This window comes from Streptomyces hebeiensis, assembly GCF_052983195.1.
In genome coordinates, this window is sequence record NZ_CM129812.1 from 6592263 (window position 1) to 6617524 (window position 25262).

A 25262-nucleotide genomic window follows, 5' to 3' on the forward strand; every position below is an offset into this window, starting at 1 on the left:
GCAGGACCCGGCTGGCTGACCAGTTCGCCGCCGAGTCGGCAGCGGCCGGCTGGAAGGTCGTCACCGCCTGGCACGGCCCCGACGCCGATCCGATCGAACCCGGCAGCCAGGATCTGCGACCGGGCGGAGCCGCCATGTGCCAAGCGACTCGGCCGGCTCCACGAGGCCGTCATCGACAGGATCGACGAGTGCGGCCTGCTCGACCTCTCCCGGGTGGTCCTCGACCCCGCCCACGTGAGGGCGAAAAAAGGGGGCGACCTCACAGGCCCGAGCCCCGTGGACCGGGGCAAGACGTCCTGTCGGACGCGAACGGACCGCCCCTGGTCGTCGGCGTCTCCGCCGCCAACACCCACGACAGCCAAGGGCTGAAGCCCATGGTGGCCGGCCTCCACACGAGACACGACCCCGAGAACGGATGGCACCACAAACCGTGGGCGCCCTCGCCGCACGAGCGGCGCTTCCATTTCTGCCGGGGCAGATCCGCGACCAGCTCATGGAGTGGGCGGTCCAGGGCCTGCCGGGTGACGAGGGTGTCGTGTCGGGTCGTGGCCACGACGTGGAAGACGTCGGCCTGCTCCAACTCGTGGCGCCGGCCTTTGCCGTAGCCGTAGCCCGCGTCCGCGGTCACCCAGTGGAACGGATCCCGTCGTCGACCGCGCGGCGGACCATCGCCCTCGCGAGCCGGACCTACGTGGCGGACTCGACCTCGTCGCCGATCCCCGCCTCCCGGCAGCGCTCGCGGTCGTCCGTCTCCAGGACTCCGGCAGGCAGAGCGCCCGGTCGATCAAGGTCCGGCCTCGCTCGCCCGAGTACGCGAGGAAGACTCCGACCTGGCAGTTCTCCATCCGGCCCGCAGTACCGGAGTACCGCCGCCGGACGCCGGCCGAGCGCACGCCCTTCTTCAGGAAGCCGGTGTCGTCCACGATCAGGACGCCTCCCGGGTCGGCCAGGTGCTCGACGACGTACTCGCGCACCCCGTCGGCGTCCCAGCCGATCCGGTTCAACAGCCGCTGGATCCGGTCCGGTCCGCAATGGCCGGCCTCCTCAGCCACCGTCCAGCCGTTTTCGCGCTCCAACGGCGCCAGCAGGCCCCGCATGGACACGAGAGTCGACTCCCGCGACTCACTCCGTGCGAACCCGCGAGCAAACCGCTCGTGCAATCCCGCCCACCCGTCCGACCAGCGATGAGCATCAACCTCGGATATCGCCCCACCCGTGAACGGACCAACGAGCGAACCCGACAAGCGTCATGGTAAACACCGTTGCAGTACTAGGTCCACCCCGGCTATGTGAGAACTCGTGACAGATGAGAGGGTCTGGCGGGTGAGTGAGACACCGACGCGCACCCTGCAATACCGCTTCGACGGGCCGGAACAGGCTCCGGTCCTGGTCCTGGGTCCCTCACTCGGTACCACATGGCACATGTGGGACCGGCAGGTCCCCGAGCTGGCCCGCCAGTGGCGGGTCCTCCGGTTCGACCTGCCAGGTCACGGGGGCGCGCCCGCCCATGCCGCCACCAGCGTCCCGGAGCTGGCGGAGCGGCTGCTGGCCACGCTCGACGGGCTCGGGGTGCAGCGATTCGGATACGTCGGGTGCTCCATCGCCGGTGCCATCGGCGCGGAACTGGCACTGCGCAGACCCGACCGGATCGCCTCGCTCGCGCTGGTGGCAGCCTCGCCCCGGTTCGGTACGGCCGACGAGTTCCGGCAGCGGGGCGTGATCGTCCGGGCCAACGGCCTGGACCCGATGGCCCGCACCGCACCCGAGCGCTGGTTCACCCCCGGTTTCGCCGCCGCTCAGCCGGCCATCGTCGAATGGGCCGTCCAGATGGTCCGTACGACCGATCCCGGCTGCTACATCGCCGCGTGCGAGGCGCTCGCCGCCTTCGACATCAGGGCGGAGCTGGGCCGGATCGGGGTGCCCACGCTGGTGCTGGTCGGCGCCGAGGACCAGGTCACCGGACCGGCCGAGGCCCGTACGCTGGTCGCCGGGATACGGGACGCCCGGCTGGCGCTGGTCCCCGGGGCCTCCCACCTGGCCCCCGTCGAGCAGCCGGCGGCGGTCACCGACCTGCTCGTCCACCACTTCTCCACCGCCTGGTACAACCCGTCCGACACCACTACCGGGCTCACCGTGATGCCCGACCGGCCGACCGGGCCGGCGGCCTCCGCCGCGGTCGGCCCGGTCGCCGAGATAGCCCCCGCCCCGGAGCAGCCCGCGGCCGTCCCCGCGGGGCGGCCCGACCCGTACGACGCGGGGATGCGGGTCCGCAGGGAGGTCCTCGGGGACGCCCACGTGGACCGCGCCGCGGCCACCGCGGCGGCGGACGGGTTCGGCGGGGACTTCCAGGAGTTCATCACCCGCTACGCCTGGGGCGAGGTCTGGACGCGGGACGGCCTGGACCGCCGTACGCGCAGCGCCGTGACCCTCACCGCGCTGGTCTCCGGCGGTCACCTGGACGAGCTGGCGTTCCACACCCGCGCCGCCCTGCGCAACGGGCTCACCCCGGACGAGATCAAGGAAGTGCTGCTCCACGCTGCGATCTACTGCGGCGTCCCCGCCGCCAACGCGGCGTTCAAGGTCGCGGGCGCGGTGATCCGGGAGGAGACCACGCCCGACGCGTAGCAGGATGGCGAGGGGAAAGCCGGGAGGAGGGGGACGGGGCGCGCCTCGTCCCGTACGCCCCGCGCGCAGCGAACGACGCACAGGAACGGAAGAGTGGTCAGCGGTGCGGTTCACCAAGAAGACGCATGCCTGTGTCCGGCTCGAGAAGGACGGGCGCACGCTCGTCATCGACCCCGGCGCCTTCACGGAGGAGGACGCCACGGACGGCGCGGACGCCATCCTCATCACGCACGAGCATCCGGACCACTTCGACGAGGGCCGGCTGCGGGCCGGTCTCGACGCCCGTCCGGGCGCCGAGCTGTGGACGCTGCGCAGCGTCGCCGAGCGGGTCTCCGCCGCCTACCCCGGGCGGGTCCACACGGTCGGCGAGGGGGACACGTTCTCGGCGGCCGGCTTCGACGTCCGGGTTTACGGACAACTGCACGCCGTGATCCACCCCGACCTGCCGCGCGTCACCAACGTGGGTTACCTGGTGGACGGCTCGCTGTTCCACCCGGGCGACGCGCTGACCGTCCCCGGCCACCCGGTGGAGACCCTCTTGCTGCCCCTCCAGGCGCCCTGGAGCAAGATCTCCGAGGTGATCGAGTACGTGCGCGAGGTCAAGCCCGTGCGTACGTACGACGTCCACGACGCCCTGCTCACGGAACTCGCCCGGCCCGTCTACGACACCCACCTCGGCAATCTGAGCGGTGCGGAGCACCACCGGCTCGCCCCGGGCGGTTCCGTCGACCTGTGAGGAGCCGTGAGGACCTGTGAGGGACCGCCCGTGACCCCGTGTGACGGTCGTGCCGTGACTGTCGTACCCCGCCGATAGGCTGTTTTCATGCGCATCGCCACCTGGAACGTCAACTCGATCACCGCCCGGCTGCCCCGGCTGCTGGCCTGGCTGGAGAGCAGCGCCCCCGATGTGCTCTGCCTCCAGGAGGCCAAGTGCACCGAGGAGCAGTTCCCCGTCGACCGCCTCCGGGAGCTGGGCTACGAGAGCGCGGTCAACGCGACCGGCAGGTGGAACGGGGTGGCGCTGCTGTCCCGGATCGGCCTGGAGGACGTCGTCAAGGGCCTGCCGGACGGCCCGGACTACGAGGGCGTCCAAGAGCCCCGGGCCGTCTCCGCCACCTGCGGACCGGTCCGCCTCTGGTCGGTCTACGTGCCCAACGGCCGCGAGGTCGGTCATGATCACTACGCGTACAAGCTGCGCTGGCTCCAGGCGCTGCGCGCGGCCGTCGCCACGGACTCCGCGGGCGCCCGGCCGTTCGCCGTCCTCGGGGACTTCAACGTCGCGCCGACCGACGAGGACGTGTGGGACCTCTCCCGCTTCGAGGGAGCCACACACGTCACCCCGGGCGAGCGGGCGGAACTCGCCGCCCTGCGCGAGGGCGGCCTGTCCGACGTGGTGCCCCGGCCGCTCAAGTACGACCATCCGTACACCTACTGGGACTACCGCGAACTCGGCTTCCCCAAGAACAAGGGCATGCGCATCGACCTGGTGTACGGGAACGGGCCCTTCGAGGCGGCTGTCAAGGACAGCTATGTGGACCGCGAGGAACGCAAGGGCAAGGGCGCCTCGGACCACGCTCCGGTGGTCGTGGATCTCGACGTCTGAGATGCCCGGGACATCTGGCACGCTCTTGCGCGAACGGCCGGGTCCCCGTCCGGCGCGCGTCGCACGAGGCTGACACGCCCCCGCGGGGACGGGCGGGCCCTGGATGTCCGGGGCGCCCGCCGCACAGGGTGACGGGCGGGCGCTGAAGCGGTCCCGGCCGTCGGCGCACGCCCGCGCCGCCGTGCCACCGCGTCGCTCAGGGGAAGAACATGATCCCGAAGGCGGCCACGACGATGATGGCCAGAATGATCAGGACGATCGTCCACGTCCCCCGGTGCGCCGCCGGCTGCCCGCCCGTCCCGCCGCGGGGCCGGTCCTCCGGGAGCCGCGCGTGCTCCGGCCTGTCCCGGGTGTAGAAGTCGTTGTCGTTCATGAGATTCCCCTTGGTCGAGGCCGGCAGGACCACGTCCGGGCAGGGGCCCTGCGGATTGCGCTGTTCCGCCGTCTACCCGTGACCAGAACGCCTATACGTCCACGCGCCGCTCGCTCCGGACGTCTCGGACAGTACGCCCTACTCCTTATAAAGTATGACCAATCGGGCGAAAAGTCGCGGGCAGGGGAACGCGTCCCTCGTTGGGCGCGTCTTCCCTGCCACGAGCGGGGACAGGCTGGTTACGGCGGAGCGCCGGACCCGGCGCCAGGCGTGACCCGGCGCCGTTCGGACGCGTCGGCCATCGAAAGGGCGGCCATGAACATCTCCTTCTTCCGCGGCCGGCGCGACCGGCACGGGGCCGGCACCGGAGCACCGCGTGCGGACTCGGCGGGCGGCGAGCCGGCCGGCGTGGCCGCGCTGCTGTCCGAGTGCGAGCTGCTCCGGGCGAGGGCCGGGCAGGACGGACTCGTCCTGGACGACTCCCCGGCCTCGCTGGCGGCGCTCGACCAGCTGCCTCCGCGCTGGCGGGACGACCCCGAGGAACTGCCATGGCTGGGCAACGACGCGGGCCTCTACCTCGGCACGGTGATCGTCCGTACCGTCCCGGGCGCCGCCTGGCACGTCTGGCCGAGCGGCCATCCGGTGGTGCGACTGGCCTCCGGGAGGGAGATCGAGGTGGTCGAGGCGGGCGTCGAATGGGCGGGCACCGGCGCGCCCGAGCTCTCCCAGGTGTACGCGGAGGCGGCGGAGCGATGAGGCACGGCCTGGGCTCGCTTCGAAGGCGGCCTCGCGCCGATGGTGCCTCGCGCTGAGGCGGGGCCGTGCGGTGGGGGCATGCCGAGGAGCAGTAAATACGGCTTATCCCCGCTGACGCGTGTCGGGCGCGAAGTGCCCCGGGCCGCTGGATAGCTTGCGCTGACCTCGACACAGCCGAGAGTGGGTGGGGCAGCGCATGGCCGTCGATTCGTTGATCGAACTGCGGGGCGTCAACAAGTACTACGGGCAGTCGCACGTCCTCCAGGACATCGACCTCACGGTCAGCCGCGGGGAAGTGGTCGTGGTCATCGGCCCCTCCGGTTCGGGCAAGTCGACGCTCTGCCGCACCGTCAACCGACTGGAGACGATCGAGTCGGGCCGGATCCTGATCGACGGCCGGCCGCTGCCCGAGGAGGGCCGGGGGCTCGCCCGGCTCCGCGCCGAGGTGGGCATGGTCTTCCAGTCCTTCAACCTCTTCGCGCACCGGACGGTGCTGGCCAACGTCTCGCTCGCCCAGATCAAGGTCCGCGGGCGCAAGAAGGAGGACGCGGACCGGCGTTCCCTGCGACTGCTCGACCGCGTCGGGCTCGCGTCACAGGCCGACAAGCTGCCCGCCCAGCTCTCCGGCGGTCAGCAGCAGCGCGTCGCCATCGCCCGGGCGCTGGCCATGGACCCCAAGGTCATGCTCTTCGACGAGCCGACCTCGGCCCTCGACCCCGAGATGATCAACGAGGTGCTGGAGGTCATGCGGCAGCTCGCCCGCGAGGGCATGACCATGGTCGTCGTCACCCACGAGATGGGCTTCGCACGCTCCGCCGCCAACCGCGTCGTGTTCATGGCGGACGGCCGCATCGTCGAGGACCGCACGCCGGACGACTTCTTCACCGCCCCGGAGAGCGAACGGGCCAGGGACTTCCTCTCCAAGATCCTCAAGCACTGAGGGGTGCGGCTGATGACGACCGGCTGCACGCCGGGTGAGGGACGGCGTACGCGACGCGCCTCCACGGCGCCCCGGCTCGCGCACCTGCCCCGGCTCGCGCACCTGCCCCTGCCGGCGCGCCCGCTCGGGCCCGCGCTCCGGTGCCTGCTCACCCTGCTCGTGTCGTGTCTCGCCCTGGCCGCCGCCGGCTGCGGGAAGGCGGGCAGCCCGCCGGCGAAGGGCCCCGCGCCCGGCTCCCTGCCCCACTACCGGGTCGACCACGGCTTCCGGCTGCCCGCCTCACCCACCTGGAACAGGGCCGAGCGGCGCGGCCACCTCGTCATCGGCGTCAAGGAGGACCAGCCGTACATGGGGGAGAGGGACCCCGCCACCGGAACGTACTCCGGCTTCGACATCGAGATCGCCAGGATGACCGCCGCCTCCCTCGGCTTCGACCCCGGCACCATCCAGTTCCGGACGATCGCCTCGGCCAACCGGGAGACCGCCCTGCAGAACGGCCAGGTCGACTACTACGTGGGCACCTACACCATCAACGCGAACCGCAAGAAGCTCGTCGGCTTCGCCGGTCCCTACTACATGGCGGGGCAGTCCCTCCTGGTCCGCGCCGGCGAGCACGACATCCACGGGCCGCGGGACCTCGACCACAAGCGGGTGTGCTCGGCCGCCGGCTCCACCCCGTACCAGCGGATCGAGCACGACTACCCGCGCGTCCAGCTCGTCGGGTACGACACGTACTCGGCCTGCGTGGACAACCTGCTCACCTACCAGGTCGACGCCGTCACCACCGACGACACCATCCTCCAGGGCTACGCGGCCAAGGTGCCGGAGGAACTGAAAGTGGTCGGCAAACCCTTCTCCAAGGAGCCGTACGGCATCGGCGTGCCCAAGAACGACAACGCCCTGCGCCTGGCGCTGGACGACGCGCTCGCCGCCAACGAGCGCGACGGCAACTGGCAGAAGGCGTACGACGCGACCCTCGGGCTCTCCGGCCGTCCTGCCACCCCGCCCCCGCCCATCGACCGCTACCCGGCGAGCTGAGGCCCGCCATGGACGTACTCACCCAGAACTTCTCCCTCTACGCCAGGGGCTTCCTCGGAACCCTGGAGCTCACCGTCTACGCGTCGCTGCTCGCGCTGGCCCTGGGTTTCGTGATGGCCGCCTGCCGCGTCTCGCCCGTCGGATCGCTGCGGACGCTGGGCACCGTGTGGGTCACCGTGCTGCGCAACACCCCGCTGACCCTGCTGTTCTTCGCGGTCGTGCTCGGACTGCCGCGCTTCGGCCTCGTGCTGCCCTTCCAGCTGTTCGCGGTCCTCGCGCTCGGCTGCTACACCTCGGCCTTCATCTGCGAGGTGCTGCGCTCGGGCATCAACACCGTGCCCGTCGGGCAGGGCGAGGCGGCCCGCAGCCTGGGGATGAGTTTCGGGCAGACGCTGGGCGGGATCGTCCTGCCCCAGGCGTTCCGCTCGGTCATCCCGCCCATCGGCTCGACCCTGATCGCCCTCGCCAAGAACTCGGCCATCGCGGGCGCGTTCAGCGTCACCGAGCTGCTCGGCACGTACAAGCCGCTGAACGAGATGGGTTACGACATCGTCTGGACCTTCGTCTGGATCGCCGTCGGCTATCTGATCATCACCCTGGCCATCAGCGGCCTCTTCCACGTCCTGGAAAAGCGTTACGGAGCCGCCCGATGAGCTGGTCGAGCAGCGTGGGATCACCGACCCCTCCGCGTCCCCCGAACCGGAAGGGGCGCGCGGGCGGGACCCGTACGGCGGTCCGGGGGGACCGGCGGACGGCGCTGTACGACCTCCCGGGGCCCCTGGCCCGCCGGCGCCACCGCGCGTACGGCCTGCTGGCGGCGGCGGCGCTCGCCGCGCTGCTCGGCTGGCTGGTGTACCTGCTCTTCGCCACCGGCCAGTTCACCGCCACCAAATGGACCCCCTTCGCGTACGTGGGCATCCAGGACCTGCTGCTGCGCGGCCTCGGCAACACCCTCAAGGCGTTCGCGTACGCGGCGGTGCTCTCGCTCGCGCTCGGCGCGGTCCTCGCCTGCGGCCGGCTGTCCGATCACCGGGCGGTGCGCGTCCTCGCCACGCTCGTGGTCGAGTTCTTCCGTGCCATGCCGGTACTCGTGATGATCTTCTTCATCTTCGTGGCGCTGAAGGTGCAGCCCCTGCCCGCGCTGGTGGCGGGACTGACGCTCTACAACGGCTCCGTGCTCGCCGAGGTGTTCCGCACCGGCGTCAACTCGGTCGAGCGCGGTCAGCGGGAGGCGGCGTACGCGCTCGGCATGCGCAAGACGCAGGTCATGACGTACGTGCTGGTGCCGCAGGCGGTACGCGCCATGCTGCCCACGATCATCAGCCAGCTGGTGGTCGCCCTGAAGGACACATCACTCGGGTTCCTGATCACCTATGAGGAGTTCCTCCATGCTGGAAAGCTCATCGCTTCGAACCTCGACTACGATTTGCCGTTCATCCCCGTGGTGATGGTGATCTCACCGATCTACATCGGGATGTGCATGCTGCTCTCCTGGTTCGCCCACTGGCTGGCCGGGCGGCAGCGGCGCAACCCGCGGACGAGGGCCGCGGGCGCCGTCCCGGCGTCTCCCGAGACGCTGTTGCCGGGCGCGCGTTAGTCCGTCCGGTCCCTGGCACCAGGGCCGGCGGCCCCCCGGCGCGGCAGCCGGAGATCACTTCTCGTACGGCGGTACCCGCGCGGTGACGGCGGGAGCGCCGCCGGGCGGGGAGAAGGTCAGCTGCGCGCCGGGCGGGTCGTGCCCCGTCTCAGGCGGCACCGGCCACCGGGGCCGGTTCCCGGGCCGCGCGGGTCACGTCGGCGACCAGCTCCACCACGTCCGGGCCGTACGCGTGCGAGTTGACCACCTTCAGCAGCAGGCAGAACGAGTTGTCCCCGTAACGGCGGCTCAGCCGCTCGTGGTGGCGGGCCAGGTAGCGCGAGGCCGCCTGGTTGGTGATGGCGCGCTGGCCGCAGAAGAGGAACACCGGCCGCCCGCCCTCACCGGCGGTCAGCCGCGCCAGCAGCACGTACTCGGCGACACCCGAGTCCACGCGGTAGACCTCGGAACCGATCCGGAAGGAGCCTCGGTCGGGACCGGACTCGGTCGTGGTGTCGACCGTGACACCGGGCAGCAGGGAAGCGAGATGGGCGGCCGTACGGCGGTTGGAGTAGGGTCCGCCGAGACAGAACTCCGTACGCTCACCGAACCCTTGGCGCGCGGTGTCGTGCCGCGCGATGTCGGCGTGCGCCCCGCAGTCCTTGATCAGCGCGGCCAGCTCCAGCAGCGCGAAGACGTCGTAGCGGTGCACCGCCCCCTCACTGGCCGACTCCCGGTTGACGACGAGCAGACACTCCGAGTGGCCCGGCAGCCCGAAGAACGCCTGCTTCCTGCGCAGCCTGCGCCGCCAGAGGTAGGTCCGGGCGACCCAGCCGAGGGCGGCGCTGATCCCGGCGGCGACCAGGCCGAGCACGATATCGCGTATGTCGTCACTCATGGCCGCGGATCCTAGTAGTGCTTCGCCGCGCGGGCCCCTCGACCGTACGAGGCGCGGGCGCCGCGACCGTGCGAGGTGCGGGCCGTGCGACCGTACGGCGTGCCGCGCCGTGTCCGCACCGTCCGGCCGAACACGGGTCCCAGTGCAGCCCGGTCATGAGACATGGTTATCTTGCGCGGACGGTTTCCGACAGGTCCGACAGGAGGTCCCTATGCGTCGCTCGGCTGCGCGGAAGGTTTCGGCGGTGCTCGTCACCGCGGCCATGGTCTCGGTGGGCGCCGCCGCGCCACCCTCGGCCCGGCAGCCCGACCGGACGCCGGAGAAGACACCGGTGGCGGCGGGCTACGGGGGAGCGGTGGCGAGCGTCGACGCCGACGCCTCGGCCGCGGGCATCGAGGTGCTCAGGCGCGGCGGCAACGCGGTGGACGCGGCCGTGGCCACCGCCGCCGCGCTCGGGGTCACCGAGCCGTACTCCGCGGGCATCGGCGGAGGCGGCTACTTCGTCTACTACGACGCCAAGTCCCGTACGGTGCACACGATCGACGGCCGCGAGACCGCGCCCGCGTCGGCGGACAGCTCGCTCTTCCTGGAGAACGGCCGGCCGATACCGTTCGCCGAGGCGATGACCAGCGGCCGGGGCGTCGGTACCCCCGGCACGGTCGCCACCTGGGAGACGGCGCGGGCGGCCTGGGGGAGCCGGTCGCTGGGACAGCTGCTGAAACCGGCGGAGCGGCTGGCGAAGGACGGGTTCACCGTGGACGCCACGTTCCGCTCGCAGACCGAGTCCAACCAGGCGCGGTTCGCGGACTTCCCGGACACGGCGAAGCTGTTCCTGCCCGGTGGCGAGCTGCCCGTCGTGGGCTCGGTGTTCAAGAACCCCGACCTGGCGCGCACCTACGGGGAGCTGAGCCGGAAGGGCGCCGGCGCGCTGTACCGGGGCGGGCTGGCGCGGGACATCGTCCGCACGGTGCGGACGCCTCCCGTCGACCCGGCCGCGCAGCGGACCGTACGCTCCGGGGACCTGACCGAGCGGGACCTCGCCACGTACCGGACGAAGCGGCAGGCGCCGACGAAGGTGTCGTACCGCGGCCTCGACGTCTACGGCATGGCGCCGTCGTCGTCGGGCGGCACGAGTGTGGGCGAGGCGCTCAACATCCTGGAGCGCACGGACCTCTCGCGCGCGACCCAGGCGCAGTACCTGCACCGCTTCATCGAGGCCAGCCGGATCGCCTTCGCCGACCGGGGCCGCTGGGTCGGTGACCCGGCGTTCGAGGACGTCCCCGTGAAGGGGCTGCTCTCCCAGCGCTTCGCCGACGCGCGCGGCTGCCTGATCAAGGACGACGCGGTGCTCAAGAGCCCGCTCGCACCGGGCGATCCGAACGACCCGACGCCGTGCGCGACGGGCGGAACGGCGGCGCCGACCACGTACGAGGGCGAGAACACCACGCATCTGACGGCCGCCGACAAGTGGGGCAACGTCGTCGCGTACACGCTCACCATAGAGTCGACGGGCGGCAGCGCGATCACCGTGCCGGGACGGGGCTTCCTGCTCAACAACGAGCTGACGGACTTCTCCTTCGCCCCGGCGAACCCGGCGGTGCACGACCCGAACCTGCCGGGCCCCGGCAAGCGGCCCCGCTCGTCCATCTCGCCGACGATCGTGCTCGACCGGCACGACCGGCCGGTCCTGGCGGTCGGCTCGCCGGGCGGCGCGACGATCATCACCACCGTGCTCCAGACCCTGACGGGCCGGCTCGACCGGGGCCTGCCGCTGGTCGACGCGATCGCGGCGCCCCGGGCGAGCCAGCGCAACACGGCGGCGACGGAGCTGGAACCCGGCCTGTGGAACAGCCCGCTGCGCGGCGAGCTCGAGGCGCTGGGGCACTCGTTCACCCAGAACCCGGAGATCGGCGCGGCGACGGGTGTGCAGCGCCTGCCGGACGGCCGCTGGCTGGCGGCGGCCGAGAAGGTCCGCAGGGGAGGCGGCTCGGCGATGGTGGTCCACCCCGCGGGAGGCGCACAGTAGGGGCCGTCGGAACGGGCGGGGCGCTCGCCGTCCCGCCCGCGCGCCCCTCGGATCCGTCCGGGGGGCGTGTCCCGGTGCTCGTTCGCGTGCCCCTCCGGGAGCCGGCCGGGCCCAGCGGCCGGGCCGGCCCGCTGAACCCGTCCGGGCGCCTGTCCTGGTGTCCGCGCGAGTGGGCCGCGTAATCTCCCGTCCGTGACGACCAACCTCGAGGAAATCGGCCGCAGCCGCTACGTCAGCCTCACCACCTACCGCAAGGACGGCACGGGGGTCGCCACCCCCGTCTGGCACGCGGTCGAGGGAGGGGAGCTGTTCGTCTGGACGAACACCGACTCCTGGAAGGTGCGGCGGATCCGCGCCAACCCCCGGGTCACCGTGAGCGTGTGCGATGTGCGCGGACGCGTCAAGCCGGGCACCGAGACCGTGGAGGGCACGGCACGGCTGCTGGACGCGCCGGGCACGGAGATGGTGCGGGGGCTCATCTCCCGCAAGTACGGCTGGCAGTTCTGGCTGGTCGACGTGGTGGCCAGGATCGCCCGGCGCGGCGGTCGTCCGCACACGGGCATCGCCGTCTCCTTCTGATCCTTCCGAGGCTTTCGCCGGGGGCCGTTCCGCCTCGGCGGAACGGCGCCGTCCGGCTCCGGCGGTGAGGTCGCCGCAGCATCGCCGAAAACCGCGCGTAGCCGCCCCGTAACACGGCTGAGGTCGAATCCTTACGGACCCGGGACGGCTCACACGGTGGGAGCGGCGATGGAGGGATGGCAACTCCCGGCGGAAACAGTGGTGTTCGCGCGGTATCTGAGAGAGCTGACGGCCCGGCTCGACCCGGACGGCGGCTGGTACGGGGTCTTCGTCCGACGCGACCCCGACGGCCTGCGCGCCTGCCTCGACGGGGCCGACGTCCCGCCCTGGGACGTCGTGGAGTCGTTGCTCCACGACCTCACGGCCGGGGGTGACGCCCGGGCGCACGCGCGCGAGGCCGTGCGGGCGCGGGCGCTGCACACCGCCTCCGCCGCCGCGTACGACCGGCGGCCCGGGGGCGCCGAATCGCTCTCCGAGCGGCTGCGGTTGATGACCGGCGAGCAGGCGCGCGCGGCGGGCCGCGCCGAGGAGCTGATACGGCTGATGCGCGCGGCCCCCGAGGGATCGCCCCGGGCCGAACAGCTCGCCGGTGACCTCGCCTGGGTCCGTGACGACCACGCCCGCGCCGCCGCACGCTGCGCGGAACTGCGGGAGAGGTGGGCGGCGTTGGCGGCACCGGGCCGGACCGACGGCACCGGGGCCCGTGCCCCCGTCACGCCGGGCGGCCCCGGGGAACAGACCGTCGACACCACCGCGTCCCGGAAGAACAAGCGGGACACGGCGGCCCGGCGGCGGCCGCGCGGCGCCCGGTTCGCCGGGCTCGACCTCGACGACACGGCGGAGCCGGGCATCGACGAGGCCCCGCCCGTGCCGATCCCCGTCGCCCCCGTCGCGCCCCGTGGGGCACGCTTCGGCGGGTCGGCCGGCCCGCCCGCGGAACGGGTGCCGCGCGACCGGGCCCAGGCCCACCCGCACGCGTCCGAGGACCTGCGAGCCGCCGCCGAGACGGTCGCCACCCTGGTCCGGCTGCGTGCCGCCGGCCGTGCCGGGGAGGCGCACATCGTCCTGTGCGAGGCCGCCGGCCGGCCGGCGGGACAACTGCCGCTGCTCGCCGCCGAACTGTACCGGGCCGGGCTCGGCGCCGACTGGTCCGAGGTGTTGTGGGAAGCCGCCTCGTTGCCGCCCGTCCAACTCGCCGCCGCGGCGGGCGCGCTCGCCGGAGCCGGCCGGGACGCCGACTGCCGGCACCTGCTGCGCCAGGGAGTGTCCCGGCCCGCCGAGGAGATCGCAGGAGCGGCGCTGGCCCTGGGGGAGGCGGGCCGGGCGCGGGAGGCGCGGGCGCTGCTCACCGCCTTCGTGCAGGCGCGCACGCCGAAGGACGCGGCGCTCGTCGCCGCGCTCGACCCGCGCGTGCTGGTGCCCCAGCTGATCGACGCGGCGCGGGCCGTCTCAGTGTCCCGGGAACGCGATCTGGTGCATGCCCTGCGCATGGCGGGCATCGCCCCCGCCTGAGCCGGGCCCGCCGCCGGCCGTACCGACGCCGGCCGAATGACACGGTCCTTCCGAGGTCCGAGCGCGGCCCCTGCGTCGTATGCCCCCTGATCGCGGGCGTTTCGCCCGGTGTCGACCGCTCGGGTGTGAAACGTGATCGACTCTGCGGGTTGCCGACGATGGTCTTGCCCCTGTCTGTGGCGGGGCTTACGTTCTCCTCCTACGCGCGGGCTCTACGTGCGTAGAGCTCATCGACGTACCCGCCGAAGGAGCAGCCCATGGCCAGAGTCGTACGCGCCGCACTCGTCCAGGCGGCCTGGACCGGCGACACCGAATCCATGATCGCCAAACATGAGGAGCACGCCCGTACGGCGGCCCGGCAGGGCGCGCGGGTCATCGGTTTCCAGGAGGTGTTCAACGCCCCCTATTTCTGCCAGGTGCAGGAGCCGGAGCACTACCGGTGGGCGGAGCCCGTGCCGGACGGCCCGACGGTGACCAGGATGCGGGCGCTCGCCCGGGAGACCGGGATGGTGATGGTCGTCCCCGTCTTCGAGATCGAGGGGCCGGGCTTCTACTACAACACCGCGGCGGTGATCGACGCCGACGGCACCTACCTCGGCAAGTACCGCAAGCACCACATCCCCCAGCTCAAGGGATTCTGGGAGAAGTACTACTTCAAGCCCGGCAACCTCGGCTGGCCCGTCCATGACACGGCCGTCGGCCGGATCGGCGTCTACATCTGCTACGACCGCCACTTCCCCGAGGGCTGGCGGCAGCTCGGACTCAACGGCGCGCAGCTGGTCTACAACCCCTCGGCCACCTCCCGCGGCCTCTCGGGTCACCTCTGGCAGCTGGAACAGCCGGCGGCGGCCGTCGCGAACGAGTACTTCATCGCGGCGATCAACCGCGTGGGCCAGGAGGAGTACGGCGACAACGACTTCTACGGAACGAGCTACTTCGTGGACCCGCGCGGTCAGTTCGTCGGCGATGTCGCCAGCGACAAGGAGGAGGAACTCGTCGTCCGGGACCTGGACTTCGAGCTGATCGACGAGGTCCGCCGGCAGTGGGCCTTCTACCGGGACCGCCGCCCCGACGCGTACGAAGGGCTGGTACGGCCATGACGCGGCCCGTCTCCGCCGGGGCGGAGCCCGGTGCCGTGGCCGCCGACGCGACGGGAGCCCCCGAGACGCCGGCAGCCGCCGACGCGCCAGGAGCAGCGGGCGGGACCGGGGCGGCGGGCGCGGCCGGTGCGGCGGGCAGGGCCGGGGGCACGGGCGGGGCCGGAGCCACGGGCGCCGGTCTGCACAGCCGCCACCGCGCGGTCCTCCCCGACTGGCTGGCGCTCTACTACGACCGCCCCATCGAGATCACCCACGGCGAGGGGCGCCATGTGTGGGACGCCGAGGGCAACCGTTACCTCGACTTCTTCGGCGGCATCCTCACCACGATGACCGCCCACGCCCTCCCCGAGGTCACCAAGGCCGTGAGCGAGCAGGCCGCCCGCGTCATCCACTCCTCCACGCTCTACCTCAACCGCCCCATGGTCGAACTCGCCGAGCGGATCGCCGCCCTCTCCGGCATCCCGGACGCGCGGGTCTTCTTCACCACCTCGGGCACCGAGGCGAACGACACTGCCCTGTTGCTGGCCACCGCGTACCGCGGCTCGAACCAGATCCTCGCGATGCGCAACAGCTACCACGGCCGGTCCTTCTCCACCGTCTCCGTCACCGGCAACCGCGGCTGGTCGCCCACCGGGCTGTCCCCGCTCCAGACGCTGTACGTGCACGGCGGCGTCCGGCACCGGGGCCCGTACGCGGGGCTCACCGACGAACGTTTCACCGAGGCGTGCGTCGCCGACCTGGAGGACCTGCTCGGGCACGTCCGTCCGCCCGCCGCGCTGATCGCCGAGCCGGTCCAGGGCGTCGGCGGCTTCACCGCCCCGCCGGACGGGCTGTACGCGGCCTTCCGCGAGGTCCTCGCCCGGCACGGCGTCCTGTGGATCAGCGACGAGGTGCAGACCGGCTGGGGGCGCACCGGCGACCACTTCTGGGGCTGGCAGGCGCACGACCGCAACGGCCCGCCCGACCTGCTCACCTTCGCCAAGGGCATCGGCAACGGCATGTCGATCGGCGGGGTCGTCGCCCGCGCGGAGGTCATGAACTGCCTGGACGCCAACTCCATCTCGACCTTCGGCGGCAGTCCGGTCACCATGGCGGCCGGCCTCGCCAACCTCTCGTACCTGCTGGAGCACGACCTCCAGGGCAACGCCCGCCGGGTCGGCGGACTGCTGATCGAGCGGCTGCGCGCCATCGGCGCGGGGACGGCCGCGGTACGGGAAGTGCGCGGCCGGGGGCTGATGATCGGGATCGAGCTGGTCAGGCCCGGCTCCGGCGAGGCGGCTCCGGAGGCCGTCTCGGCCGTGCTGGAGGCGGCGCGCGAGGGCGGGCTGCTGCTCGGCAAGGGCGGCGGCCACAACACCAGCGTGCTGCGGATCGCCCCGCCGCTGTCGCTCACCGTCGCGGAGGCGGAAGAGGGCGCGTCCATCCTCGAGCGGGCCCTGCGCTGCGCCTGACCACCGCGCCGGATCACACGGCCTGATCCCGGGCCGGTTCGTGGCGTCCGCCCGGCCCGGCCCCTCCCCGGTCCGCTCCGGTCCCGCCCGGTTTGGTCCGGCCGACCGTACGAAAGGGAGCGCCACCACCATGAGCAGTACCCGCACCCTGATCCGTGGCGGACTCGTCATCACCGCCGCGGAGGAGACCCACGCCGACGTGCTCATCGAGGACGGCCGTATCGCGGCCCTCGCCGCGCACGGTTCCGGCGCCGCGGCGAGCTGGACCGCCGACCGCGCGATCGACGCACGCGGCAAGTACGTCCTCCCGGGCGGTGTCGACGCCCATACGCACATGGAGATGCCGTTCGGCGGCACCTTCGCCGCCGACACCTTCGAGTCGGGCACCCGCGCCGCCGCCTGGGGCGGCACGACCACCATCGTGGACTTCGCCGTCCAGGCCCCGGGGCAGGCGCTGCGCGAGGGGCTGGACGCCTGGTACGCCAAGGCAGACGGCGTCTGCGCGATCGACTACGCCTTCCACATGATCATGGCGGACGTCAATGAGAGCTCGCTCAAGGAGATGGACCTCCTGGTCCAGGAGGGCATCACCTCGTTCAAGCTGTTCATGGCCTACCCGGGCGTCTTCTACAGCGACGACGGCCGTATCCTGCGCGCCATGCAGCGGGCCTCCGGCAACGGCGGGCTGATCATGATGCACGCCGAGAACGGCATCGCGATCGATGTCCTGGTCGAACAGGCCCTGGCGGCCGGCCGTACCGACCCGCGTCACCACGGCGAGGTGCGGAAGGTGCTGCTGGAGGCCGAGGCGACCCACCGGGCGATCCAGCTCGCACGGGTGGCGGACGCGCCGCTGTACGTCGTGCACGTCTCGGCCGAGGAGGCGGTCGCCGAACTGGCCGCCGCCCGCGACAAGGGCCTGCCCGTGTTCGGCGAGACGTGCCCGCAGTACCTCTTCCTGTCCACCGACAACCTCGCGGAACCGGACTTCGAGGGCGCCAAGTACGTGTGCTCCACCCCGCTGCGCCCCAAGGAGCACCAGGCGGCGCTCTGGCGCGGGCTGCGCACCGACGACCTCCAGGTGGTCTCCACGGACCACTGCCCGTTCTGCTTCGCCGGGCAGAAGGAATTGGGCCGGAGCGACTTCTCCAAGATCCCCAACGGACTGCCGGGGGTGGAGAACAGGATGGACCTGCTCCACCAGGCCGTGGTGGAGGGGAAGCTGACCCGCCGTCGCTGGATCGACATCGCCTGCGCCGCCCCCGCCCGGATGTTCGGCCTCTACCCGCGCAAGGGCACCATCGCCCCGGGAGCGGACGCCGATGTCGTCGTCTACGCCCCGGACGCCGGGCAGACCCTCTCCGCCGCGACCCACCACATGGCCGTCGACTACTCGGCGTACGAGGGCAAGAAGATCACCGGGCAGGTGGAGACGGTGCTCTCCCGGGGCGAACTCGTCATCGACCGGCGGGAGTTCACCGGCAGCGCGGGACACGGCCGGTTCACCCCCCGGGCCACCTGCCAGTACCTGACCTGAGCGAACGGGAGAGACCGGACCATGGACTTCGGACTCGTTCTCCAGACGGACCCGCCCGCCTCGGCGGTCGTGGACCTCATGCGGCGCGCGGAGCGCAACGGCTTCCGCTACGGCTGGACCTTCGACTCGGCCGTGCTCTGGCAGGAGCCGTTCGTGATCTACAGTCGCGTCCTGGAACACACCACCGACCTGATCGTGGGCCCCATGGTCACCAACCCGTCCACCAGGACCTGGGAGGTGACCGCGTCCACCTTCGCCACGCTCAACGACATGTACGGCAACCGCACGGTGTGCGGCATCGGGCGCGGCGACTCCGCGATGCGGGTGATGGGCCGCAGCCCCAACACCCTGGCGCGGCTGGGCGAGGCCATGGACGCCATCCGCGACCTGGCCGAGGGGCGCGAGGCGGTCGTCGACGGCCGGGCGGTCCGGCTGCCCTGGGTGCGGGAGGGGAGGCTGCCGGTGTGGATGGCCGCGTACGGACCCAGGGCGCTGGCCCTGGCGGGGGAGAAGGCAGACGGCTTCATCCTCCAGCTCGCCGACCCGTTCCTCACCGAGTGGATGGTCCGGGCGGTCCGCACGGCCGCCTCGGACGCCGGGCGCGACCCCGCCTCCGTCACCATCTGCGTCGCCGCGCCCGCCTACGTCGGCGACGACCTCGCGCACGCGCGGGAGCAGTGCCGGTGGTTCGGCGGGATGGTCGGCAACCACGTGGCCGACCTCGTGGCGCGGTACGGGGCACGGTCCCCTCTGGTGCCGGACGCGCTCACGGACTACATCGAGCGGCGCGCGGGCTACGACTACAGCCACCACGGCCGGGCGGGCAATCCGTCCGCGGACTTCGTGCCCGACGAGATCGTGGACCGGTTCTGCCTGCTGGGACCCGCCGAGGCGCACATCGAGAAGCTGACGGCCCTGCGGGCGCTGGGCGTCGACCAGTTCGCGCTCTACGACATGCACGACGCGAAGGAGGCGACGATCGACGCCTACGGAGCGCGGATCGTCCCCGCGCTCACCGGGTGAGCGTCCGCCGAAGGACGGACCGAGGGGTGTCTGTTACGGCCGGGGCCAGGGGTGACCCGTGAGGCGTTCGATGTCCGTGTTGAACTGCCGGAGGTCCTCGATGAAGCGCCGCAGCCGCTCCGGAGACCAGTCCGCGACGACGTCGGCCACGCCGGAGACGATGTGCTCGCGCTGCTCGGCGAGGCGCTTGCTGCCCTCCTCGGTGACGCGGTACTTGCGGGCCACCCCGCCCTCCGGGTCGAGCATGCGCTCCACCAGCCCCTTCCGGAGGAGGGCCGACGTCTGCCGGGTGAAGGTGGACGGGGCGAGCCCGAAGGCCTCGACGAGGTCCGGAATGGACATCGGGCCCTGAGCCTCGAGCCTGCCGAGCAGCACGTACGCGCTGCGGTCCAGAAGGTTGCCGCCGCGCGTGCCACGAAGCGCCGTCTGCTCCCTGTGCCGGACCAGGATCAGCAACTCCTGCTCGATGTGTCGCGCCGCCGCTCGGGCATCCACGCCGCTCTCCTCCGTCTCAGCACGCCGGTGTCGCCCCACCCTAAGGCCAGGAATGCGCCACCCAGTGACAGTGCATCATGCACTCTTGATGCATGATGCACAGGGCCGGTAGCGTGCGCCGCGTGACGTCCCGGCCCGGCGAGCCGGGAGCGAGCAGCGCCGACTCACCGCGCGAGGAGATGCCAGATGGCTGACAACGACCAGATCCTGCGACTGCCGATGCCCGGCCCCACCCCGCTGGAGCCGCCCGCCGAATGGGAGGGACTGCGCCGGCGGTGTCCGGTCGCGGACGTCGAACTCCCCAGCGGGGACAGGGCGAAGTTCCTGTCCCGCTACGACGACGTGAGGGCGATCCTGTCCGACCCCCGGTTCGCCCGCCCGACCGCGGCCGACGAGGGCGCCGCCCGGATCGCCCCCGAGGGCGCGGGCGGTCCCGCCGCCGACGGTGACAGCTCACTGGCCATCCCCCAGACCGGCGAACGGCACCAGCGGTGGCGGCGCCGGGTGAGCAAGTACTTCACCGCCAAACGGATGGCCCAGCTGCGCCCCGCCATGGCGCGGACGGCGGAAGCCCTCATCGACGACATGGTCGCCCAGGGACAGCCGGGCGACCTCAAGGCGGCGCTCGGCTTTCCGCTGCCCGTCTACGTCATCTGCGACATCCTCGGAGTCCCCGCGGAGGACCGGGACCGCTTCTCCCACTGGTCCGACGCGTTCCTCAACGTCACCCGTCTCTCGGGCGAACAGAGCGCGGCGTCCCAGGCCGAGTTCACCGCGTACATGTCCGCGCACATCGCGGCCACGCGCGCCGAACCGGGCGAGGACCTGATCAGCATGCTGATCAAGGAGACCGCGGCGGACGGCGCGGGCATGTCCGACGCCGAGCTGCTGACCACCGCCATGGGCCTGCTGGTGGCCGGTCACGAGACCACCGCGAACATGATCGGCAAGATGACCGCCATGCTGCTCGCCGACCGCGGGCGGTGGGAGCGCCTGCTGGAGGACCCGTCCCTGGTGCGCGGCGCGGTCGAGGAGGCCCTGCGCCTCGACGCCAACCTGGGCTTCGGCCTGCGGCGCTACCTCACCGAGGACGTCGAGGTCGCGGGCGAGGTGCTGCCGAGCGGTACCACCGTCGTGTGCGGCATGCCGTCCGCCAACCGTGACGAGCGGGCCTTCGACGACCCGGACGACATGGTGCTCACCCGGACCCCGAACCCGCACCTGACCTTCGGCGCGGGACCGCACTCCTGCCTGGGGCAGGCGCTGGCCCGCACCGAACTCCAGGTCGTCCTCGAGGTCATGCTCCGCAAACTGCCGGGCCTCCGCCTGGCCGTGCCCGTCGAGGAACTGCCGCGCGTCGAAGGTCTCCTCGTCGGCGGGCTGACGGCGGTACCCGTGCGCTGGTGAACCGAGCCGCCGGATCCCCCTGACGACCGCAGGCCCGGGGAACGCACCCGCGACGAACCCGCCCAGGGGACGGTGGCGCCGCTCAGGTGGTCGGCCGGGCGTGGCTGCCCGGTGCGAAACCGTACCGGCACCGCGGGCCGCCCTCCGCTTGCCGTGAGGGGGTGGCCGAATCCCTTCCGCAAACTTCCGCGTCTGCCCACGACGGCCGTCCGGCGGTCGCCCGTCGGACGGCGTCCCGTCCAGGTGCCGGGCCGCCGCGCCGTGGTCGTCGGTCCGCTCCGGACAGGGACACCGTCCGGGCCCACACCCTACGGACGCTCGGCGTCAGACGGTGTCGCCGCGAAGGCTCTCGGCCCGCCGCTGGACCGCGCGGAGAGCGCCTTCCCTGTGCCCCGGCACCTGGCGGCGCAGTTCGGTGAGCGCCGGAGCCAGCGAGCCGGCCGCCGCCGGCTCGCGCAGCTGCTCCCACTGGTGGTGGGCGCGGTCGACGGCGGCCACGACGTCGTCGTCCTCCGGGCGTTGCCCGGCCGCGAGGCGAGCCTCGGCGGCGGCCATCCACCACGCACAGCTGCGGGCCGGGTCCCGGGCGAGGCGGGCGAGGTCCGCGCGCACCTCCAGCCAGTGGACCGCTTCCGTCGAGCCGGGCCCGTGCAGGCGGATCGCCTCGCTCTCCCACAGGGCCACGATCGACGCGGCCTCGGTGTACCGGCCGGCCCGGGCGGCGGCCAGGATCGCCGGATGCGGGTCGTCCGGACGTGGTTCGTGCGCGGGCGGCTCGTGGGGAGACTGTTCGTACGGACGTGGCTCGTGCCCAGGCTGTTCGTCCGCGGGCGCCTCGGCCGTGCGGGTGCCGGCCACGGGGGCACCGTCAAGGGGCGTTCCGGTCCGGGGGGTCCCGGTCGTAGGAGCCGGGGGCACGGGCGCGGGTGACTCGATCTCGTAATCCTCGGCCCGGAACGCCGCTGCCCCGGGGGCGGGCGCGCTCTCGCCGGCGTGCGTCGCGGGGCCCGGCGACGCCGGTGCCGGCTCATGGAACCCGGGCGCGGCGCTGTGCCCGGACCCGGCGCCGTACCCGGGCACCACCGCGGGCGGCGAGGCATCGACGGCCAGGAACACGGCGCCCTCCACCGCCGCGCGCGCGGCGGCCTGCTCGTGCAGGTGAGCGAGGGGCGGTCGCGCCCCGCTGCGCCATATCGCCGCCCACGCCGTCACATAGGCGGGAGCGGCGACCGTACGACGCGGCGGTGGCTGCACGCGCCCGTAGAGGCGCGTGCCGTAGCCCACGGCGAGCCCTTCGACACCGAGCAGCTGCCAGGCGTCCGCGTCGGCCACCAGGTCGACGACCACGGTGGTGGTGCCCGGCCGGCGCAGCTTCAGCTCGCTGGTCAGCCAGTGCCAGGGCAGCCCCGTGTAACGCAGCGTTTTGGGCGTCGTACGGGCCAGCGCGAGGTGCATCAGGCGCTGCTTGTGGTCCAGGTGCAGTTGCCCCGTGATGTAGAGGGACAGTGGCCCGTTCGTGGCCGCCGCGGCGCGTATGCGCGTGAGGACGGTCTGCGGGGCCGCCGGATCGGCGAGTTCGATCACCGTGGCGGCGGCCGTCCCCGTCAGCGCGCTCGGGGCCACGGCCGCGAGCGGCGGCAGCGCCGACGCCGCGTCGATGAGACAGCCTTTGCCCGCCGGGGCCGCCGCGAGCAGCAGCGCGGTCCCCGCCTCCATGTCCCCTTCGGTCATCACCACCCCAGAACAATAATTCTCCGGCGAGGCCCGCCGCTCACCGAGTCGGCCCGAGGAGTACGCCCTGCCCCCGCGGTCGCTCCTCCCCGGCCGTGTCGTCCGCGGTGAGCACCTTCCGTGGCGCCCTGCCGCTCCCCGGCCCGACCCCGGGGCCACCGCGTCCCGGACACCGCACGGGATGCCCTGGGGCGCCGGATCAGCGCCCCGCGGCCCTGAACGACCGGGGCCCCGGCCCGGCTTGTCAGGCCTGATCGCAGGCGCGCAGGGCCCGCGCCAGCCACGTCAGCTCCTCGGTCGCGTCGGGCCATGAGTTCTGCCCGCGCACGCGGGCGACGAGCCTGCGGTAGCGCTCCGCCCCTGCCTCGATGCCGGCCTCCAGACTGCGCAGCACGGCGGCCCGGTCGGCGTCGCCGAACAGTTCGGACAGCACCTCGGCCGCCTCCGGCCCCTCGGGAGCGAATCCGCGTTCTCTGGCCTCCGCGACCGTCCGTACGACCTGCCTGGTCCACCAGATGGACGCCCCGGGCGGACGGCCCTGCCCCGGTACGGGCGTGTTGAGCTCCATCCACGTGCGCAATCGGGTGCGGAAGCCGGGGTCCCGCACCAGTTCGGCCAGTTCGATCCAGGCGTCGACCTGTTCAGGTGCGGGATCATCGGGCAATTCGACGCTGAAAGTACGCATGCGGTCGCGCAGGTGCGAATCGACGCCGAGACCGCCGAACACCTCCTCCTTGAACTCGTCGATGATCTGCTCGCGTTCGGCGGCGGAAAGCCGCGCCAACCGGTTCATCAGTGCTGTCTCCTCAGCGGTGGAACCACGTTTCGCCACGGTGGACAGGACGGCCCGGCTCACCTTGAGCGAGCGGATCCGCGCGTCGAGCGCGGCCACGTGCGCGTCGGCGACCTCGGCGACCGTGGCCCGGCCGCTCAGGACCCGGCACACGTCGTCGAGCCCGAGGCCCAGCTCCCGCAGGGTGCGGACCAGTTCGACGCGGGCCACGGACCCGGCGTCGTACAGCCGGTAGCCGCTCGCGGAGCGGGCCACGGGCGGTACCGCTCCCTCGTCCGACCAGAAGCGCAGGGTACGCACCGGAAGTCCGGTGCGGTGCGCGAGGCGGCCGATGGTGAGCAGGTCGGGGCGTTCGTCGTCCATGGACGAGATCCTGGACCCTCCAGCCGCTGGAGACTCAAGCACCTTGAGCGCCCCGTCCGTGAGCTCTCCCGTTCACCCCTGGTGGAACTGCTGAGCGCACAGCGCCCCTTGACACGTCGCACGCCAGGAGCAGCCCGGAATGAAAACCCAGGACGACCACCTTCAGGAGCTGCATGGTCTGCCCGCCTTCACCTTTCCCCCGCCCGGCGAGACGGCGAGACGGCGAGGCTGCCCGAGCTGACGCCGTGGCCTGGCGGATCGGCCACGAGAGGTGGTCGTGCGGAGAGGCGTGGGAGGACACCTTCGACCGTTTCCGCGGCGAAGTCGACCTCACGCGGGTCCGCGCTCTGATCATCGGCGTATGGGGCGACCCGGAGGACACGGCTCCCTCCGAGGCCATCGAAGCGCTCTTGGCCGTGCGTGACCGGCTGCCCGCCCTGCGGTCGTTGTTCCTCGGGGACATCACGGACAAGGAGTGCCAACTTTTCCGGATCACTCAGGCCGACGTCACAGCGCTGCTGGCAGCTTTCCCCGCGCTGGAGGAATTCGGCGTACGCGCGGGAGAGGGAGTGGACGCCATCGAGTGGGGAGAAGACGACGAGGCGCGCGATGTCGTCCTCGGGCTGAGGTTCCCCGCCCTGCGTCACGACTCGCTGCGCAGGCTGGTCGTGGAGGGCAGTGGCGGCCGGCCGCTGACCCACGGGGTGACTCCTCGGCGAGCCGTAAGCGACGTGGCCGGAAGCAGTCGTGTGCCGGAGGGCGAGGAGGATCATGAGGCTATGACGAACAATGTGTATTTCGATGTGACGGCCGACGGTCAGCCCCTCGGGCGGATCGTGTTCAAGCTGTTCGACGACGTGGTGCCGAGGACGGCGAAGAATTTCCGGGAGCTGGCCACGGGGGAGCATGGTTTCGGCTACGCGGGGTCGCCCTTCCACCGGGTCATCCCCGGCTTCATGCTCCAGGGCGGCGACTTCACCAAGGGCAACGGCACCGGCGGCAAGAGCATCTACGGTGAGCGGTTCGCGGACGAGAACTTCCAGCTGAAGCACGACAGGCCCTTCCTGCTCAGCATGGCCAACGCCGGGAAGAACACCAACGGCTCGCAGTTCTTCATCACCACCGTCGTCACCTCCTGGCTGGACGGGGCCCACGTCGTGTTCGGCGAGGTAGTGGAGGGCGCAGACGTCGTCCAGGCGGTCGAGAAGCTCGGCAGTTCGTCGGGAAAGACCTCGAAGAAGATCATCGTCTCGGCCAGCGGGACGGTGTGACACCGGACCGGACGGCAAAGGCGGGGCGGCAGCGGTTGTCCTTCGACATGAATGACCGGGCGGGCATGGAGGCCGGTCGGTGGCCCGACGGGCCGGCCAGTGGCCCGACGGGCCGGCCAGTGGCACTCCGACTTCACCGGCCCGGAACACTTGATCAGGCGCGTC

The 25262-nt window shown here is 72.3% G+C and carries 22 protein-coding genes and 2 pseudogenes; 18 read left to right on the forward strand and 6 right to left on the reverse strand.

Going from position 1 to position 25262, the window contains the following annotated elements:
* Nucleotides 1–27 precede the first annotated feature (27 nt).
* A pseudogene (locus ACU6P3_RS28255) lies at nucleotides 28–431 on the forward strand (IS5/IS1182 family transposase); the annotation flags it as partial.
* Here the strand turns inward: ACU6P3_RS28255 and ACU6P3_RS28260 are convergent.
* Nucleotides 428–1205 (reverse strand): annotated as a pseudogene (locus tag ACU6P3_RS28260) (IS701 family transposase); the annotation flags it as partial. The pseudogenes ACU6P3_RS28255 and ACU6P3_RS28260 overlap by 4 nt on opposite strands.
* A 118-nt stretch (nucleotides 1206–1323) precedes the next feature.
* On the opposite strand from ACU6P3_RS28260, the gene pcaDC reads away from it, so the two are divergent.
* The 3 genes from pcaDC to ACU6P3_RS28275 all read left to right on the forward strand — a co-directional run bounded on the left by pcaDC (nucleotide 1324) and on the right by ACU6P3_RS28275 (nucleotide 4228).
* Nucleotides 1324–2625 carry a bifunctional 3-oxoadipate enol-lactonase/4-carboxymuconolactone decarboxylase PcaDC gene (pcaDC, locus tag ACU6P3_RS28265; RefSeq protein WP_447194691.1) on the forward strand — a complete coding sequence of 434 codons (1302 nt, stop codon included), beginning with the start codon at nucleotides 1324–1326 and terminating at the stop codon, nucleotides 2623–2625.
* Nucleotides 2626–2728: 103 nt separating this feature from the next.
* A complete protein-coding gene (locus ACU6P3_RS28270) occupies nucleotides 2729–3361 on the forward strand; it encodes an MBL fold metallo-hydrolase (RefSeq protein ID WP_447194692.1) in 633 nt (210 codons plus the stop codon).
* An 87-nt stretch (nucleotides 3362–3448) separates the two neighbouring features.
* Complete coding sequence (locus tag ACU6P3_RS28275; RefSeq protein WP_447194693.1) at nucleotides 3449–4228, forward strand: exodeoxyribonuclease III; 780 nt, start codon at nucleotides 3449–3451, stop codon at nucleotides 4226–4228.
* A gap of 196 nt (nucleotides 4229–4424) precedes the next feature.
* On the opposite strand, the gene ACU6P3_RS28280 is transcribed toward ACU6P3_RS28275, so the two are convergent.
* Entirely contained in the window at nucleotides 4425–4601 is a 177-nt protein-coding gene (locus ACU6P3_RS28280) for a hypothetical protein (protein ID WP_447194694.1), read from the reverse strand.
* Between the two features lie 315 nt (nucleotides 4602–4916).
* Between ACU6P3_RS28280 and ACU6P3_RS28285 the strand changes: the two genes are divergently transcribed.
* The 5 genes from ACU6P3_RS28285 (at nucleotide 4917) to ACU6P3_RS28305 (ending at nucleotide 8932) form a co-directional block, all read left to right on the forward strand.
* On the forward strand, nucleotides 4917–5357 hold the full coding sequence (locus tag ACU6P3_RS28285) for a DUF6278 family protein (RefSeq protein ID WP_447194695.1): 441 nt from the start codon (nucleotides 4917–4919) through the stop codon (nucleotides 5355–5357).
* 196 nt (nucleotides 5358–5553) lie between these two features.
* The gene (locus ACU6P3_RS28290) at nucleotides 5554–6297 is read left to right on the forward strand and encodes an amino acid ABC transporter ATP-binding protein (protein ID WP_030752024.1); all 744 of its coding nucleotides are present in this window, start codon (nucleotides 5554–5556) and stop codon (nucleotides 6295–6297) included.
* 12 nt (nucleotides 6298–6309) lie between these two features.
* Nucleotides 6310–7335, forward strand: a complete 1026-nt coding sequence (locus ACU6P3_RS28295; protein WP_447194696.1) for a glutamate ABC transporter substrate-binding protein — start codon at nucleotides 6310–6312, stop codon at nucleotides 7333–7335.
* 8 nt (nucleotides 7336–7343) lie between these two features.
* Nucleotides 7344–7988: an amino acid ABC transporter permease gene (locus ACU6P3_RS28300; protein ID WP_447194697.1), complete on the forward strand. Its 645-nt coding sequence runs from the start codon at nucleotides 7344–7346 to the stop codon at nucleotides 7986–7988.
* Nucleotides 7985–8932, forward strand: coding sequence for an amino acid ABC transporter permease (locus ACU6P3_RS28305; RefSeq protein WP_447194698.1), 948 nt, complete (start codon nucleotides 7985–7987; stop codon nucleotides 8930–8932). Before ACU6P3_RS28300 ends, ACU6P3_RS28305 begins: the two co-directional genes overlap by 4 nt.
* Nucleotides 8933–9080: 148 nt before the next feature.
* Here ACU6P3_RS28305 and ACU6P3_RS28310 read toward each other — a convergent pair whose 3' ends face one another.
* Nucleotides 9081–9809: a hypothetical protein gene (locus ACU6P3_RS28310; protein ID WP_447194699.1), complete on the reverse strand. Its 729-nt coding sequence runs from the start codon at nucleotides 9807–9809 to the stop codon at nucleotides 9081–9083.
* Between the two features lie 211 nt (nucleotides 9810–10020).
* On the opposite strand from ACU6P3_RS28310, the gene ggt reads away from it, so the two are divergent.
* The 7 genes from ggt to ACU6P3_RS28345 all read left to right on the forward strand — a co-directional run bounded on the left by ggt (nucleotide 10021) and on the right by ACU6P3_RS28345 (nucleotide 19037).
* On the forward strand, nucleotides 10021–11835 hold the full coding sequence (ggt, locus tag ACU6P3_RS28315) for a gamma-glutamyltransferase (RefSeq protein ID WP_447194700.1): 1815 nt from the start codon (nucleotides 10021–10023) through the stop codon (nucleotides 11833–11835).
* A 192-nt stretch (nucleotides 11836–12027) separates the two neighbouring features.
* On the forward strand, nucleotides 12028–12414 hold the full coding sequence (locus ACU6P3_RS28320; RefSeq protein ID WP_447194701.1) for a PPOX class F420-dependent oxidoreductase: 387 nt from the start codon (nucleotides 12028–12030) through the stop codon (nucleotides 12412–12414).
* Nucleotides 12415–12582: 168 nt separating this feature from the next.
* Complete coding sequence (locus ACU6P3_RS28325; RefSeq protein ID WP_447194702.1) at nucleotides 12583–13926, forward strand: hypothetical protein; 1344 nt, start codon at nucleotides 12583–12585, stop codon at nucleotides 13924–13926.
* Between the two features lie 257 nt (nucleotides 13927–14183).
* Nucleotides 14184–15026: a nitrilase-related carbon-nitrogen hydrolase gene (locus ACU6P3_RS28330; RefSeq protein WP_447194703.1), complete on the forward strand. Its 843-nt coding sequence runs from the start codon at nucleotides 14184–14186 to the stop codon at nucleotides 15024–15026.
* Nucleotides 15023–16477: an aspartate aminotransferase family protein gene (locus tag ACU6P3_RS28335; RefSeq protein ID WP_447194704.1), complete on the forward strand. Its 1455-nt coding sequence runs from the start codon at nucleotides 15023–15025 to the stop codon at nucleotides 16475–16477. Before ACU6P3_RS28330 ends, ACU6P3_RS28335 begins: the two co-directional genes overlap by 4 nt.
* A gap of 130 nt (nucleotides 16478–16607) precedes the next feature.
* Nucleotides 16608–18014 (forward strand): dihydropyrimidinase, encoded by a 1407-nt coding sequence (gene hydA / locus ACU6P3_RS28340; RefSeq protein ID WP_447194705.1) that lies wholly within the window; start codon nucleotides 16608–16610, stop codon nucleotides 18012–18014.
* 21 nt (nucleotides 18015–18035) lie between these two features.
* Nucleotides 18036–19037: a TIGR03842 family LLM class F420-dependent oxidoreductase gene (locus ACU6P3_RS28345; protein ID WP_447194706.1), complete on the forward strand. Its 1002-nt coding sequence runs from the start codon at nucleotides 18036–18038 to the stop codon at nucleotides 19035–19037.
* Nucleotides 19038–19070: 33 nt separating this feature from the next.
* Here ACU6P3_RS28345 and ACU6P3_RS28350 read toward each other — a convergent pair whose 3' ends face one another.
* The gene (locus ACU6P3_RS28350; protein WP_447194707.1) at nucleotides 19071–19532 is read right to left on the reverse strand and encodes a MarR family winged helix-turn-helix transcriptional regulator; all 462 of its coding nucleotides are present in this window, start codon (nucleotides 19530–19532) and stop codon (nucleotides 19071–19073) included.
* Between the two features lie 186 nt (nucleotides 19533–19718).
* On the opposite strand from ACU6P3_RS28350, the gene ACU6P3_RS28355 reads away from it, so the two are divergent.
* Nucleotides 19719–20939, forward strand: a complete 1221-nt coding sequence (locus ACU6P3_RS28355) for a cytochrome P450 (RefSeq protein ID WP_447194708.1) — start codon at nucleotides 19719–19721, stop codon at nucleotides 20937–20939.
* Between the two features lie 324 nt (nucleotides 20940–21263).
* On the opposite strand, the gene ACU6P3_RS28360 is transcribed toward ACU6P3_RS28355, so the two are convergent.
* Both ACU6P3_RS28360 and ACU6P3_RS28365 read right to left on the reverse strand, forming a co-directional pair.
* The gene (locus ACU6P3_RS28360) at nucleotides 21264–22670 is read right to left on the reverse strand and encodes a hypothetical protein (protein WP_447198098.1); all 1407 of its coding nucleotides are present in this window, start codon (nucleotides 22668–22670) and stop codon (nucleotides 21264–21266) included.
* Between the two features lie 244 nt (nucleotides 22671–22914).
* Nucleotides 22915–23826, reverse strand: a complete 912-nt coding sequence (locus ACU6P3_RS28365; RefSeq protein ID WP_447194709.1) for a helix-turn-helix domain-containing protein — start codon at nucleotides 23824–23826, stop codon at nucleotides 22915–22917.
* Between the two features lie 779 nt (nucleotides 23827–24605).
* Here ACU6P3_RS28365 and ACU6P3_RS28370 point away from each other — a divergent pair.
* Entirely contained in the window at nucleotides 24606–25097 is a 492-nt protein-coding gene (locus ACU6P3_RS28370; protein ID WP_447198099.1) for a peptidylprolyl isomerase, read from the forward strand.
* Nucleotides 25098–25262: the final 165 nt, after the last annotated feature.

What these genes read in the sequence shown, in the direction of transcription:
- ACU6P3_RS28275 (WP_447194693.1), top strand. Translation starts at nt 3,449, where the DNA reads ATGCGCATCGCCACCTGGAACGTCAACTCGATCACCGCCCGGCTGCCC.
- ACU6P3_RS28280 (WP_447194694.1), bottom strand. Translation starts at nt 4,601, where the DNA reads ATGAACGACAACGACTTCTACACCCGGGACAGGCCGGAGCACGCGCGG.
- ACU6P3_RS28285 (WP_447194695.1), top strand. Translation starts at nt 4,917, where the DNA reads ATGAACATCTCCTTCTTCCGCGGCCGGCGCGACCGGCACGGGGCCGGC.
- ACU6P3_RS28290 (WP_030752024.1), top strand. Translation starts at nt 5,554, where the DNA reads ATGGCCGTCGATTCGTTGATCGAACTGCGGGGCGTCAACAAGTACTAC.
- ACU6P3_RS28295 (WP_447194696.1), top strand. Translation starts at nt 6,310, where the DNA reads ATGACGACCGGCTGCACGCCGGGTGAGGGACGGCGTACGCGACGCGCC.
- ACU6P3_RS28300 (WP_447194697.1), top strand. Translation starts at nt 7,344, where the DNA reads ATGGACGTACTCACCCAGAACTTCTCCCTCTACGCCAGGGGCTTCCTC.
- ACU6P3_RS28305 (WP_447194698.1), top strand. Translation starts at nt 7,985, where the DNA reads ATGAGCTGGTCGAGCAGCGTGGGATCACCGACCCCTCCGCGTCCCCCG.
- ACU6P3_RS28310 (WP_447194699.1), bottom strand. Translation starts at nt 9,809, where the DNA reads ATGAGTGACGACATACGCGATATCGTGCTCGGCCTGGTCGCCGCCGGG.
- ggt (WP_447194700.1), top strand. Translation starts at nt 10,021, where the DNA reads ATGCGTCGCTCGGCTGCGCGGAAGGTTTCGGCGGTGCTCGTCACCGCG.
- ACU6P3_RS28325 (WP_447194702.1), top strand. Translation starts at nt 12,583, where the DNA reads ATGGAGGGATGGCAACTCCCGGCGGAAACAGTGGTGTTCGCGCGGTAT.
- ACU6P3_RS28330 (WP_447194703.1), top strand. Translation starts at nt 14,184, where the DNA reads ATGGCCAGAGTCGTACGCGCCGCACTCGTCCAGGCGGCCTGGACCGGC.
- ACU6P3_RS28335 (WP_447194704.1), top strand. Translation starts at nt 15,023, where the DNA reads ATGACGCGGCCCGTCTCCGCCGGGGCGGAGCCCGGTGCCGTGGCCGCC.
- hydA (WP_447194705.1), top strand. Translation starts at nt 16,608, where the DNA reads ATGAGCAGTACCCGCACCCTGATCCGTGGCGGACTCGTCATCACCGCC.
- ACU6P3_RS28345 (WP_447194706.1), top strand. Translation starts at nt 18,036, where the DNA reads ATGGACTTCGGACTCGTTCTCCAGACGGACCCGCCCGCCTCGGCGGTC.
- ACU6P3_RS28355 (WP_447194708.1), top strand. Translation starts at nt 19,719, where the DNA reads ATGGCTGACAACGACCAGATCCTGCGACTGCCGATGCCCGGCCCCACC.
- ACU6P3_RS28360 (WP_447198098.1), bottom strand. Translation starts at nt 22,670, where the DNA reads ATGACCGAAGGGGACATGGAGGCGGGGACCGCGCTGCTGCTCGCGGCG.
- ACU6P3_RS28365 (WP_447194709.1), bottom strand. Translation starts at nt 23,826, where the DNA reads ATGGACGACGAACGCCCCGACCTGCTCACCATCGGCCGCCTCGCGCAC.
- ACU6P3_RS28370 (WP_447198099.1), top strand. Translation starts at nt 24,606, where the DNA reads ATGACGAACAATGTGTATTTCGATGTGACGGCCGACGGTCAGCCCCTC.